Here is a 12,389-nt window from a genome sequence, read left to right as displayed (position 1 = left end):
GACGGAAGACACCGGGGCCGGGCCGCCCCACGATGGACCGAGGGCGGCAGCACCGTGGTGCGACCTGTGCCACACGCCGCCCACGACACGGCAGGAGCGTCGCCATGACAGTCATCGCAGTGATCGGCACCGGCAAGGTGGGAGCGGGGTTCGCGCAGGCAGCCGTCGCCGCCGGCCACAGTGTCGTCCTCGCCAACTCGCGCGGCCCGGAGAGCCTGTCCGAGATCGTGGCCGCACTCGGCGAGCGGGCATCCGCGGACACCGTGGTCGGGGCAGCGGACCGAGCGGAGATGCTGCTGCTCGCCGTCCCGCTGCACCGGTACGACCAGCTCCCGTCGGCCGCGCTGGACGGCCGGATCGTCATGGACGCGGGCAACTACTACACCGACTGGTCCGGGCGCATCGAAGCACTCGACGACGAGTCGACCACCACGTCGGAACTCCTGCAGGCTTCGTTCCCGGCCGCTCGTGTGGTGAAGGCGTTCAACAGCATCTACGCCGAGGAGATCGCCACGGACGCACGGCCGGGCGGAGGACCGCGGCGAGCGCTGCCCGTCGCGGGCGACGACGCCGCGGCCAAGGACACCGTCAGCGAGCTCATCCGGAGCATCGGCTTCGACGTCGTGGACGCTGGTCCGCTCCGCGAGGGCTGGCGGTTCCAACGCGGGACCCCGGCGTACGTCGTCCCGCTGACCGCCACCGAACTCGTGCGGGCACTGGCCGACGCGCGCCGCTACCGGGACATGGAGGCGGACGACGTCGTCTCGCGTCGGACCCACCTGATGCCGGAGGCCGAGAGGGAGACCGACACCTGACGCGACCGGGCGACGCGATGGCACCCCTGTGACCGCCGACTCCGGGGTGCCCCCTCGGCCACACGACACGCCCGGCGGCGAAGGATCTGTGAGGATGTCCCCTCCGTGCACACTGCGGAGTGAAGGGGGTGGACATGAACCGATCAGCCGAGCCGGACAGCGCGCTCGTGGCGGCAGCAGCGCGCGGCGACCGCAGTGCGGTCACCGCGTTGTTCGACCGTCACGCCGAGACCATGACCCGCTACACGTGGGCACTGGTCACGCGGCGCATGGACGTCGAGGAGATCGTGCAGGACGCGTTCCTGACCCTCTGGCAGAAGGCCGACACCGTGGAGGTCCCCGGGGAGTCACTCCTGCCGTGGCTGCTCGTCGTGTGCCGGAACCACGCCGCGAACCTGCGGCGACAACAGCGACGGCACGAGGGCGTCGACCTGCCCGACGAGCTCGCAGCGCCCGAGCCGGACGACGACGCCCGCGAGCGACTGCGGTGGGTCCGCGCCGAGATCGACGCGCTCGCACCACTCGATCGCCAGGTGTGCGAGCTGTGCCTCATCGAGGGCCGCTCCTACGCCGAGGCCGCCGACCTGCTCGGTATGAGCGTCGGCGCCGTCACCCAGCGCGTGTGGCGGTCCCGTGCACGGATCAAGAAGGCGGTGACGAACGATGAACGATGAACGACGAACCGACCACGGGTCCCCGATGAGCAACGAGCCGCCCGGAGGTGACGAGATGCAGCGGATGCTCGCCGGCATGCGGCAGCAGGTCGTCCGGGGCATGCACGACAAGCCACGCCCGGCTTCCACACACCGTCGCGTCGGCCTCATCGTGGCGTTGATCGCCGTGCTCGGCATCGGCACCGCGAGCGGTTCGGTGGCGCTCGGACTCGTTCCGACGCCCTTCGCCGCAGCACCCGCACCCGCGCCGTCCTCTGCACCGCCGACACCAGCACCGACCGGGTCACCGTCACCGTCCGCGGCCCGCATCACGCCGACCCCCGCGCCGGCCGACACCACGGCGACGATCCCCGGGGCGTGCACCGATGCCGTGCCGGCCGCCGATGCTCCGCGCTTGTTCGGTTCGCTGGAGATCACCCAGTTCCGCCCCCAGGTACCGGGCGGCAGGACCGACTACTACATCGACCCCGAGATCCCGTTCAAGGAGGACGCGGAGCTGGTCTGTTCCTGGACACCGGGCGGTACCTCCGAGGGCGACGAGGGGCTGTTCCTCGAGATGGGCACGGCAGATCGTGACGTCCTGCAGGCTCGCCTCCGCGTCGTCGCCGACAAGGACTGGACCTGCACCGACACGCTCGGTGGACGCTCCTGCCAGCACACCGAGACGGCGATGTACTACTCGGACCGGGTGGAGACGACGCACACGTTCTTCGTGCGCGGCGACACCTGGATCTCGATCACGCAGTCGAACGTCCCGACCGACGGCCTCCTGAAAGCGCTCGTCCAGCAGACCTGGACGGAGTGACCGACGGACTGGAGGCACGGTGCCAGCTGGCACCGCGCCTCCAGTCCGTCGTCACGCACGCTCAGAGCCAGTGCCGCCGCTTGAACACCGCCCACAGCACGACCGCCAACAGGACCATCGCGACGATCGCCGCCGGGTACCCCCACACCCACCGCAGCTCGGGCATGTGCTCGAAGTTCATGCCGTAGATCGACGCGACCAACGTGGGAGCGAACAGGATCGCCGCCCAGGACGAGATCTTCTTCACCTCTTCGCCCTGCTCCATCGACGCCCGCGCCAGCCGTCGGCTCTCCTCCCCCTGTGCCAGGCTCGCGCTGGTCATCCGTCGCATCGCGTCGTTCTGCTCCTGCGTCACCAGGGTCGAGTGCAGGGTGAGGGCGTTCTCGAGCAGCGTCCGGAACGTGTCGACCCGCTCGGTCACGCGGATCGCGTGGTCGAGCACGTTCCGCAGCTGGTTCTGCACCTCGGTGTCCGTGCCGTACTTCTCGGCGCCGCGCAGCAACGCGTTGAGCATCCCGGGCAGCGGGCCGATGGCGCGCTGGAACCCGATGACCTCGCTGAGCAGCTGGTAGATCCGCCGCGAGGACGCCGGGTCGACGTCACCGTCGAACAGGTCGTCCTCGATGTCGTCGATGTCGTCCTGCAGCCCGGCGACGACCGGGGCGTAGCTGTCGATGACCTCGTCGAGGACCGCGCAGAGCACCGCCTCGGACCCGCGCCCGAGGGCGTCCGGATCGGCTTCGAGTCGCTTCCGCACGTCGGCGAGGTTCGGCTGCTCCGCATGCCGGACGGTCACGACGAAGTCGCGCCCGGTGAACAGGTGCACCTCACCGAACTCGACGGTCTCCTCGTCCTCGTCGTACCAGGCGGGTCGCAGCACCACGAACAAGGTGTCGCCGTAGCGCTCGAGCTTCGCGCGCTGGTGCCCCTTGTGCGCGTCCTCGACCGCGAGCGGGTGCAGCCCGAACTCGTCCGCGACCGAGGCCAGTTCGGCGGCCGTCGGTCGGAACAGCCCGATCCATGCCATCGCGCCGCTTCCGGCAGCGTCGAGCGCCTCGTCGGTCAGGCTGAGGTCCTGCGGCGACTCCGTTCGGGTTCCGTTGACGTAGATGCCGTTGTCGATGAGGGCCACCGGTGTCCTCCTGGTTCCGTGGTGCATGCGGGCAACCTGCCGATCATGCCGGACCGCCGACGGCGCGAGCGCTTCCCTGACGGAGCCCTCACGCTTTGCGCCGGATTCCTGTCGGAGTCCTGACACGCCCTGGGCGCGACCCCAGGACGGACTGGAGGCGCGGTGCCAGCTGGCACCGTGCCTCCAGACCGTCACGTGGCAGACGAGACGGCGTGGATCTGACGGAACGTCGGGGCGACAGCGAAGATGGCGAGGTGAATCGCACCGACCGGCTCTACGGCCTCGTGGAGGAGTTGCGCGCCGTCGCCCCGCAACCGCGGAGCGCGCGTCGTCTCGCGGAGCGGTTCGAGGTGTCGGTGCGGACCATCGAACGGGACATCTCCGCGCTGCAGCAGTCGGGTGTGCCCATCTGGGCGGAGCCCGGCCGGACGGGCGGGTACGTCATCGACGCGTCCGCCACGCTCGGCCCGGCGGGCTTCACGCCGGACGAGGCCCTCGCGGTGCTGATCGGGCTCGGCTCGCTGGGGCGCAGTCCGTTCCGGCACGCGGCGCAGACCGCGGCCAGGAAGACGCTCGCGGTGATGCCCGCCGGGGATGCCGCACGAGCCAGTGCGCTGGCCTCGCGGGTGCACTTCCTGGAGGACGAGGAGGACACGGTCGCCCCGGCCGCGTTCGCGGCTGCCCTGCGTGCGGATCGAGTGGTGCGGCTCCGGTACCGGGACGCCGGCGGAGCGGAGTCCGTCCGCGACGTCGAACCGCTGGGGTCGATCGGGAAGGACGGTCAGTGGTACCTGATCGCCTGGTGCCGGACCCGCGACGGGGTGCGGGCGTTCCGCGGCGACCGGATGCTGTCGGTCGAGGTCACCGACGAGCGGCCTGCGCAGCGCGTCCTGCGATCCGAGGACCTCGCAATCCACTACGGACGACTCCGTCCGGTCCTCGACGACTAGCGCGGTCGGTCCCCGGAAACGCGGTCGGTTTCCGGAAACACCGACAGGACGCTGTCGCGGCGGCCGGTGAAGCTGATCGCTCCGAGTCAGCAGCACCACCGTGAGGAACCCCATGTCGTTCGCATCCGTCCGCATCATCACCGACGACCTCGAGGGCATGGTCGCCTTCTACGAGCGGGTCACCGGCCAGCCGGCCGAGCGCCCCGCTCCGGTCTTCGCGCAGTTCACCGGCCCGGGTGGGACCCTCGCGATCGCCAGCACCGCCACGGTCGCCATGCTCGGCGGCGCCCTGACGCCCGCGACGAACCGTTCCGTGCTCATCGAGTTCGAGGTCGCCGACGTCGACGGCGACTTCGCCGGACTGCAGCTCGGCAGCGACGGCGTCGTCCTGGAGCCGACCACGATGCCGTGGGGCAACCGTTCCGCACTGGTCCGCGACCCGGACGGCAACGTCGTCAACCTGTTCAGCAGGCCCGCCGCCGCCAACTAGGCGGAGCGGCTCAGGCGGCGGCGGCGTTCGCGGACGAGCGGCACTCCTCCGGTGGTCGCCCCGCGACGGACTCCGCCGCGATGTCGCGGAGCCGCGCGAGGCGGTCGTGGGTGGCACCGAGGGCCTCGATCTGGCGTCGGATGCGATCGCTCTCCTCGTCGAAGTGGTCGAGCATCGTCCGCGTCGCGACCCCGGTGTCGAGGAAGGGCAGGAGTTCGACGATCCGACGACTCGGCATGCCCGCCGCGTAGAGCATCTGCATGAAGCGCACCCGCGCGACATCGGGCTCGCGGTACTCCCGGTGTCCGCCCGTGGTCCGCTCCGACTCGAGGAGCCCCTGCTCCTCGTAGTACCGCAGTGACCGGACGCTGACGCCGGCACGTTCTGCGAGTTCACCGATCCGCATCGTTCTGTCCCTCGGGCTTGATCCTCACGTTGACGTCAGGTTCTACCGTAGCAGGCATGAACCTCTCTGGAGCCACTGCCCTCGTCACCGGCACGAACCGCGGTATCGGACGCCACCTCGCCGCACAGCTGATCGCACGCGGGGCGAAGGTCTACGCCACCGCCCGACGCCCCGAACTGATCGACCTCGAGGGCGCCGAGCGCCTCGCCCTCGACATCACCTCCCCCGCGTCCGTCGCAGCGGCCGCCGCGGTCGCGACCGACGTCGATCTCCTGATCAACAACGCCGGGATCGCGACCACGGCGACCCTGCTGGGCGACCTGGACGCAGCGCACGCCGACATGGACACGAACGTCTGGGGCACCCTGTCCGTGATCCGCGCATTCGCACCCGTCCTGGCGGCGAACGGCGGTGGGAGCATCGTGAACATCGCCTCGGGTGCCTCGTGGCTCGCCATGCCCGGAGCCTCCGCCTACGCGGTGTCGAAGGCCGCCCTGTGGAACATGGGCAACGCGTTGCGGCACGAGCTGGCCGGCCAAGGGACCGCGGTGATGTCCGTGCACCTCGGAGTCGCCGACACCGACATGACCGCGGGGATCTCGATGGCCAAGACCGACCCTGCGGATGTGGCGCGCGCGACCTTGGACGGGGTCGAGCGCGACGACTACGAGGTCGTGGTCGACGAGCAGGCCGCATTGATCAAGCAGATGCTCGCCGGGGACCCCAAGGAGCTGTACGCGGTGGTGGCGCAGATGCTCGCGTCGTAGGAGTCGGCTTCACGCAGCCTTCGGCACGGCCGCCAACGTGCGGCCGTGCCGGGCCGCCTGCTCTTCGGCGCGGACCCGCAGCTCGTCGGCCAACTCCGTGAACTGATCGAGGGCGGGGTTCACCCCGACGAGCGTGAACTCGCGCGTGACCACGTCGAGGTCGGGCTGCGACTACTGAGACGGCCCGGTCGTGAGTTCGGCCACCTCGACGATCGCATCGTCCGGCATGTCGGGGTAGTAGTTCTCACGGAGCTGCTGGCCGAAGCGCCGCATGTCCGTCTCCGGCGGCTGATGCGCCTGTTCTGCCGTGAGGGTGTCGAGCCGGTAAGGGTGCACGGCGGTGATCGTGCCGGCCAGTGGTTCGGCGGTCGGGTGATCGTCGAAGACGAACGTCGCCGCGCCGACCTGCACGGACTCGTTCCACCGGACGGTGGTGACCTTCTCGCCGCTGATGATCGCTTCGTGGTGCTTCTGGTGGAAGTGGACGATGCGTGGGGTTGTGTCGGCCATGCTCCCAGCTTGCCGGACTCCTCGCGGAGCGAGTGCCCCTCCCGCGCTGCGGGCTCAGCGATCGAGGAGGACCGGCAACTCGCGATCGGTCTCGGCGACCTGGGTGAGCTTCATGGCGACGGGTCGGAGCGGCCGTGACATCAACACCTTGTTGAGGAGCCCGCGGAGCGCGAGCGCGAGTCGGGACTGCGGGTAGGCCAGGGCCTTGAGTCCGCGAGGGAGGTCCTGCACATCGTCGACCAGAGGACGCATCCACTTCTCGTACGCGGTCAGCGCTGCTTCCTGGTCCTGCGTCGCGTCGGCGAGCTCCGCGGCAAGGACGTACCCGGCGGTGAGCGCGAGTGAGGCGCCGCCGCCGCCCATCGGCGTGACGCACCATCCGGCGTCACCGGCCATCACGACGTGGCCGCGGTGCCAGGTCCGCATCCGGATCTGCTGGAGCTGGTCGATGTAGACGTCCGTGGACGTGTCGAGCGCGTCCAGGACCCGCGGCGCCTCCCACCCGACTCCGTCGTACCTGCGCCGCACCGCCGCCAGTGTCTGCTCACGATTCAGACCGATGACGTCGTCCCCGGGAGAGTAGGCGAGGATCGCGCGGGTGGTGCCGTACGGGTCGGGTCGAAGGTGGACTTGGCGTCCGCGAACGGCGTTGTGCCACCGCCAACGGTCGTCATCGTTGTCGGTCCGCGGGATGGTCCCGAACACCATGGTGACGTCGAGGTCGCGCTGGTCGACGTCGTCCCCATCGAAGACCATGCCACGAGTCCGGGACCGCACACCCTCGGCGATGACGAACAGGTCCGCGCTGAGGCGCTGTCCCTTCGCGGTCGTCACGGTGACTCCCGCAGCGTCGTCGGCGACGTCCGACACAGTGTCCCCGTAGATGAAGGAGACGCCGCCCGGCAGGTTGTCGAGGATCGTCCGAGCGAGGTCGCCGCGCAGGATCTCGAGTTCCGCGGTCGCACCGCCAGCCCCGTCGGAGGGCAGTTCGGCGGTGACGGCTCCTCGCCTGTCGACGAGGACGGTGCCCGTCTCGGTGGTGTTCCGTGCCTTCACGGCGTCGAACAAGCCCATCTTGCGAAGCACGTCGCGCGCGACGCCTCGGACGTCGACGTTCTGTCCGCCGTCACGGAACGCAGCGGCTCGTTCGATGACGGTCACGTCCCATCCGGTCCGTCGGAGCCAGTAGGCGGTCGAGAGGCCAGCAATACTGGCTCCTGAGATGACAGCGGTGCGGTTTGCCATGGTGTTCCTCCGTTGTGAGCTTTACAATAAAGATACTACACAGTAAAGGAATCTGATGGACGACGTGTTCGAGATGGAGTGGGACGCACCCCAGGTCGAGGTGATGGAAGCGCTCCAGACGTGGGCCGTGGCGTTCGCCGAGCTCAACCAGCTGATGTCCTCCTGGCTCGACCTGCCGACCACGGATGCGAACGCCCTCGGACAGGTGCTCTGGGCCGACTCGTCCGGGGACCCGCTGTCGCCGGCACGACTCGGGCAGAGGATCGGTATGACCTCCGGATCCGTGACGGTGCTGCTGAACCGCTTGGAAGCGGCCGGTCTGCTCGCACGCAGCCGCGAGCACACCGACCGGCGCCGGGTGACGCTCCGTCCGACACCGGCTGCGCGGGAACGCGCGCGGGCGTTCACGGAGCGGTCGACCGCCGAGATCGCTGCCGCCCTGCAACAGGTGCCTGCAGCGGAGCTGGAGCACCACGCCGCGTTCATCCGCCGCATGGTCGGTGCCGCGTCGGATGCCGCGGACCGGCTCCGCGGATAGACGCCATCGAGGTTGCCCGGCCGACCACCGGGGGTCTTGTTGGCCGATCGCCAGCTGCTTATTCACGTTGATCTGTCATCTTGAGCGCTGCTAGCGTTCGTTCAACTGGTCCGATGATGGCGAAGGGTGGCAACGATGCCGTTCTGTGCCCCTCGTCGACTGTTCCCCACCAAGCCTGCGCCCGAGTTCGTCGGACCGCGGCCGATCCCTCCCGGAGTCATGGCAACGCAGTACTGAGCTGACCACGAAGGTCGGCCCCTCCCCGACGCGAGCGTCCTGCTCGCGTGCTTCTGCTTGCCCGCGCCGTCGTACGACGGCGGCGCGACGACTTCACGGGACCACATCCATGCTCTTCACCCCTGCCCGGTTTCGGGCCTCACTCGCGAGCTTGCGCGAACACCGTTTCGTCACCTTCGCAGTCTTGACCGACACCATCGGCGCCGGCCTCACGCTGCCACTGACGATCGTCTACTTCACCATCACCACCGACGTGCCGCTTGCAGTGCTCGGCGCCGTCTCCACCGTCGCGACACTGGTTGCCCTCCCGATCGGACTGGTCGGTGGCGTCCTCACCGATCGATTCGGCGCGAAGGCGTCGATGATCCTCAACAACCTCCTCTCAGCAGCGGGCTTCACGCTCTACCTGTTCGCTCACGATCCGATGATGATCTTCGCGGCGATCTTCCTGGCCAGCGGCTCCGAGCGGCTCTACTGGACCTCATGGACCGCGTACGTCCACGACCTCGCTGAAGGCCGCCCGTTCGAGCGGTGGTTCGCGTTCCTCGAAGCGACGAAGGCCGCAGCGCTCGGCGCTGGCGCGATCATCGCCGCGGTCACCCTCGCGAACGGCCACCAAGACGGGTTGCGGTGGCTGGTCCTCGCCAACGTCGTCACCAGCGTTGTGGCGGCCGGCGTGTTCGCGACGCAACCCACCGGGCACCGATCCACGCCGACGTCCGCCCTCGCCGATGCGGAAGGGGCGGACACGACCGGGTCACTTCGTTCCTTCATCGCCGACCGGTCGATGCGACTCATCACGCTCGGACAGTTCCTCATCGGTCCCGCAATGGTGTTGCCGAACGTCGCGTTCAGTGTTCTGTTCGTCGAGCAGTGGGGCATGTCCCCAGCGGTCGCGCCCGTCCAGTTCGCTGTCGCTACCGGCCTGTGCGCGTTGCTCCAGACCTCCGTGACCCGCTGGGTTGCTGGTCAGCAGCGTGGAACGCTCATCGCGCTCGGTGCAGTCTTGACTGCCGCGACCGCAGCACCGCTCATCGTTCTCCCTCCGCTGCATGGGCTGGCGGCATGGTCCTTCGTCATCGTGGTCGCGATCCTGCTGGCAGCTGCGGACATGATCTACCTCCCGGCCGCCAACGCGGTCATGGCCGAAGCTCCACACCCTCGAATCCGCGGCCGAGCGATCGGGGTGTTCCAGACCGCGAGCTCGATCGGCATGGCACTGTTCCCGCTCACTCTCGGACTCTTGGACTCGCGCACGCCCTGGCTGCTCTGGCTCATCGCCACGGGTGTGTTCCTCGCCGCCGCCTGGGCTTGGCACAGAGCGGTCCGGGGTTTGCCGGGACGCGTACGAGTCGCGGAGCCGACCGACATCGACGCTTGAACAGTGTCTTGGGCGAACTGTCTTGCTCGCAGTGTCGCGGTCTGCCAGCGTTGGCGCATGGGCGAGGACGCGACCACGCTGCGTGGAGTCCCCGGGTTCCGCCCGTACTGGTCTGCTGCGACCGTCTCGTCGTTCGGATCAGCAGTCAGCGCGGTCGCCGTACCGGTTCTCGTGGTGACAGTGCTGCACGCCAGCCCGTTCGAGGTGGGGCTGGTGAACGCTGCCCAGTTCCTCCCGTACGCGTTGTTCGGGCTGATCGTCGGCGCGTACGTCGATCGATTCCGGCGCAAGCCACTCCTGATCTGGGCGAGTGTCGGTCGTGGCGTGTGCCTGGGCACGATCCCGGTGCTCTGGTTCACGGGGCTCTTGAACCTCTGGGCGACGGCGGCGGCGTTGTTCGTGTTCGGCATCCTGTCCGTCATCGGATTCGCCGCAACGCAGTCCCTCCTCCCCCGAATCGTCCCTCGCCCACTCCTCCTGGCGGCGAATGCGCGGGTTGATCAGAGTGATGCGGCAGCGCAGACGGTGGGCCCGGCTCTCGGAGGTGTCCTGGTCAGCATCGTGACCGCGCCGGTCGCGATCGCCCTCGACGCGGTGAGCTACTTCATCGACGCCGTTCTCATCGCGCGCGTCCGCGTCGACGAGCAGACGCCAGCACGCACGGCGGGAACCCGGTTGCGGAGGGACATCGCCGACGGTCTGCGGTGGACGTACGGTCATGCGACGCTCGCACCGCTGGCGCTGTCGACACATCTCTGGTTCCTCGCCAACGCCGCCGGACTGACGGTGTTCGCGACACTCGCGCTCCGCACCTTCGCGCTCCCAGCGGCCGTGTACGGGGGCATCCTCGCCGTCAGCGGTGTCGCGATGCTCCTCGGCGCCACAGCGGCGCCTCGACTCGGCACCCGCTTCGGTGCCGGCCGGACGATCATCGCCGCTCGAGCCGCGTACCCGATCGCCTGGGCCGCCATCACGCTCACGACGGTTGGCACCGACACCGCAGGAACACCGGCGACTGTCGCGGTGCTGTTCGGCGCCTTCGCCGTGCACGGCGCTGCAGCGGGCTGCGAGAACGCGAACGAGATGAGTCTCCGCCAGACCGTCACACCCGACGCGCTGCTCGGTCGGATGAACGGCACGATGCGCAGCGCGAACAGGACCCTCGCGGCTGGAGGAGCAGTGGGCGGCGGCGCGCTCATGACCGTCGCTGGAGATGGCGTCGCGCTGCTCGCGGTGACCCTCGTGTTCGCCGGCGCCGTCGTCGTGGCGATGTGCTCACCACTCAGGACGATCGCCGTTCGGTAACGGATCGACCGCCGAACGAGCTTGCCAGCGACTCAGGTTCGCTTCGTCCGGTCACGCTCGGATCGGGCGGACCCGTGGAGTGCGAAGCCGATCGCACCGACGATCGCAGCCAGCAATCCCATCGCCGCGATGACCAGCCCTCCGGCCACGAGCCCGATGTACTGGACGCCCGCACCGAGGAGCGCCATCACGAGCCCCGCGACCAGAGCCCCGAGGCCGAACGCAAGGCCGAACACACGGGGCGGAACGCGAGAGAACATGCGCCCATCTAACTCTCGACTCTCCGCGATCCGCGCGCGCTGGCGAAGTGACGTCCGTGCCGGGGATGTGGCGGCCACACCCAGTCCGCCGCCGGCTGCGCTCCGGACCTCCTCGACGACGACCGCGGGTCACGCCCGATCACTCGACCGCGGTGCAGTCTCGACTGGAGAACTCGGCGAACTCCCCCGCGAACAGCGTCGGTGACGGAGCTCGGGTGGCGATCTGCCAAGCGTCCTCGGTCTGCATCCATGCACCTTGCCAACGGACGCCGCTGCCGCCCGAGGCTGCGCGCGCATCACCGTAGCGATCGGGGCACGTCCTCGCCGAACCCGAGCAGCATCCACGGTTCCAGGTCACTCACTCCCCCGATGCGCATCTGCGACAACGGGTGGGTCCTCGAGGGCGTTCAACGGTGACCGTTCAGCCGAGTGCCGGCGGGAGCGCCCCGATCTGCCCGAGGATGCTGAGCACGTCAGGCTGGCCGACCTCGTCGACGATCAGTCCCTCGTCGAAACGGTAGAAGTTGCTCGCGTTCGCGACCACCGTCCTCCCCGTAGCGGGGACACCGAGGAACTCGCCGTCGTGCGTGCCGCGGAGTTCGAAACGTGCTGCGACCGTGTCGCCCTCGACGACGATCCGGTCGATGCTCCACTGGATGTCAGAGAACGCGCCCCGCATGATCGTCAGGATCTGCAGGTACCCCGGCAGCCCGCGCAGCGGCTCGGGCGAGAACGGCGTCAAGAACGCCGCCTCCGGTGCGATGACCGTCTCACCGATGGACGGGTCGGCGCTGTTGATGAAGTCGACGAATCGCAGGAACGAGAGGCGTGTGTCTGTGGTCATGGGCAACTACTTTACATAGCAAGTAGATGC

16 protein-coding genes are annotated in these 12,389 nt (G+C 69.1%); 9 read left to right on the top strand and 7 right to left on the bottom strand.

What is annotated here, in order from left to right:
• Positions 1-104: 104 nt before the first annotated feature.
• The 3 genes from DEJ11_RS06050 (at position 105) to DEJ11_RS06040 (ending at position 2,294) form a co-directional block, all read left to right on the top strand.
• On the top strand, positions 105-815 hold the full coding sequence (locus DEJ11_RS06050; protein ID WP_111102968.1) for an NADPH-dependent F420 reductase: 711 nt from the start codon (positions 105-107) through the stop codon (positions 813-815).
• Between the two features lie 134 nt (positions 816-949).
• Positions 950-1,489: an RNA polymerase sigma factor gene (locus DEJ11_RS06045; protein ID WP_083389453.1), complete on the top strand. Its 540-nt coding sequence runs from the start codon at positions 950-952 to the stop codon at positions 1,487-1,489.
• A gap of 25 nt (positions 1,490-1,514) precedes the next feature.
• On the top strand, positions 1,515-2,294 hold the full coding sequence (locus DEJ11_RS06040) for a hypothetical protein (RefSeq protein ID WP_111102967.1): 780 nt from the start codon (positions 1,515-1,517) through the stop codon (positions 2,292-2,294).
• Between the two features lie 61 nt (positions 2,295-2,355).
• Here the strand turns inward: DEJ11_RS06040 and DEJ11_RS06035 are convergent, their stop codons facing one another.
• Positions 2,356-3,426 (bottom strand): magnesium and cobalt transport protein CorA, encoded by a 1,071-nt coding sequence (locus tag DEJ11_RS06035; RefSeq protein ID WP_111102966.1) that lies wholly within the window; start codon positions 3,424-3,426, stop codon positions 2,356-2,358.
• A 254-nt stretch (positions 3,427-3,680) separates the two neighbouring features.
• Here DEJ11_RS06035 and DEJ11_RS06030 point away from each other — a divergent pair, with 254 nt between their 5' ends.
• Both DEJ11_RS06030 and DEJ11_RS06025 read left to right on the top strand, forming a co-directional pair.
• The gene (locus DEJ11_RS06030; RefSeq protein ID WP_111102965.1) at positions 3,681-4,376 is read left to right on the top strand and encodes a helix-turn-helix transcriptional regulator; all 696 of its coding nucleotides are present in this window, start codon (positions 3,681-3,683) and stop codon (positions 4,374-4,376) included.
• A 112-nt stretch (positions 4,377-4,488) separates the two neighbouring features.
• On the top strand, positions 4,489-4,866 hold the full coding sequence (locus tag DEJ11_RS06025; protein ID WP_111102964.1) for a VOC family protein: 378 nt from the start codon (positions 4,489-4,491) through the stop codon (positions 4,864-4,866).
• 10 nt (positions 4,867-4,876) lie between these two features.
• Here the strand turns inward: DEJ11_RS06025 and DEJ11_RS06020 are convergent, their stop codons facing one another.
• Positions 4,877-5,272 (bottom strand): MerR family transcriptional regulator, encoded by a 396-nt coding sequence (locus DEJ11_RS06020; RefSeq protein WP_111102962.1) that lies wholly within the window; start codon positions 5,270-5,272, stop codon positions 4,877-4,879.
• A gap of 56 nt (positions 5,273-5,328) precedes the next feature.
• Here DEJ11_RS06020 and DEJ11_RS06015 point away from each other — a divergent pair, with 56 nt between their 5' ends.
• Positions 5,329-6,039 (top strand): SDR family oxidoreductase, encoded by a 711-nt coding sequence (locus DEJ11_RS06015; protein ID WP_111102961.1) that lies wholly within the window; start codon positions 5,329-5,331, stop codon positions 6,037-6,039.
• A gap of 9 nt (positions 6,040-6,048) precedes the next feature.
• Here DEJ11_RS06015 and DEJ11_RS06010 read toward each other — a convergent pair whose 3' ends face one another.
• The 3 genes from DEJ11_RS06010 to DEJ11_RS06000 are packed head-to-tail and all read right to left on the bottom strand — an operon-like array spanning position 6,049 to position 7,794.
• Positions 6,049-6,192 carry a hypothetical protein gene (locus DEJ11_RS06010; RefSeq protein WP_181440784.1) on the bottom strand — a complete coding sequence of 48 codons (144 nt, stop codon included), beginning with the start codon at positions 6,190-6,192 and terminating at the stop codon, positions 6,049-6,051.
• An 18-nt stretch (positions 6,193-6,210) separates the two neighbouring features.
• Positions 6,211-6,549 carry an ASCH domain-containing protein gene (locus DEJ11_RS06005; RefSeq protein WP_111102960.1) on the bottom strand — a complete coding sequence of 113 codons (339 nt, stop codon included), beginning with the start codon at positions 6,547-6,549 and terminating at the stop codon, positions 6,211-6,213.
• 54 nt (positions 6,550-6,603) lie between these two features.
• The gene (locus DEJ11_RS06000) at positions 6,604-7,794 is read right to left on the bottom strand and encodes an FAD-dependent monooxygenase (protein ID WP_111102959.1); all 1,191 of its coding nucleotides are present in this window, start codon (positions 7,792-7,794) and stop codon (positions 6,604-6,606) included.
• A gap of 55 nt (positions 7,795-7,849) precedes the next feature.
• On the opposite strand from DEJ11_RS06000, the gene DEJ11_RS05995 reads away from it, so the two are divergent.
• The 3 genes from DEJ11_RS05995 to DEJ11_RS05985 all read left to right on the top strand — a co-directional run bounded on the left by DEJ11_RS05995 (position 7,850) and on the right by DEJ11_RS05985 (position 11,255).
• Positions 7,850-8,332, top strand: a complete 483-nt coding sequence (locus DEJ11_RS05995; protein WP_111102958.1) for a MarR family winged helix-turn-helix transcriptional regulator — start codon at positions 7,850-7,852, stop codon at positions 8,330-8,332.
• A gap of 421 nt (positions 8,333-8,753) precedes the next feature.
• Positions 8,754-9,950, top strand: a complete 1,197-nt coding sequence (locus tag DEJ11_RS05990; protein WP_181440783.1) for an MFS transporter — start codon at positions 8,754-8,756, stop codon at positions 9,948-9,950.
• 3 nt (positions 9,951-9,953) lie between these two features.
• Positions 9,954-11,255: an MFS transporter gene (locus tag DEJ11_RS05985; protein WP_284176688.1), complete on the top strand. Its 1,302-nt coding sequence runs from the start codon at positions 9,954-9,956 to the stop codon at positions 11,253-11,255.
• A 32-nt stretch (positions 11,256-11,287) separates the two neighbouring features.
• Here the strand turns inward: DEJ11_RS05985 and DEJ11_RS05980 are convergent, their stop codons facing one another.
• Positions 11,288-11,515, bottom strand: a complete 228-nt coding sequence (locus tag DEJ11_RS05980) for a hypothetical protein (protein WP_111087522.1) — start codon at positions 11,513-11,515, stop codon at positions 11,288-11,290.
• A gap of 421 nt (positions 11,516-11,936) precedes the next feature.
• On the bottom strand, positions 11,937-12,359 hold the full coding sequence (locus tag DEJ11_RS05975) for an ester cyclase (RefSeq protein WP_110864774.1): 423 nt from the start codon (positions 12,357-12,359) through the stop codon (positions 11,937-11,939).
• Between the last annotated feature and the right edge of the window lie 30 nt (positions 12,360-12,389).

Origin of the sequence: Curtobacterium sp. MCLR17_058, from assembly GCF_003234705.2 — a bacterium.
Classification (GTDB): domain Bacteria; phylum Actinomycetota; class Actinomycetes; order Actinomycetales; family Microbacteriaceae; genus Curtobacterium; species Curtobacterium flaccumfaciens.
The sequence above is the reverse complement of the archived record's forward strand: the minus strand, read 5'-3'. Positions and strand labels throughout refer to the sequence as shown.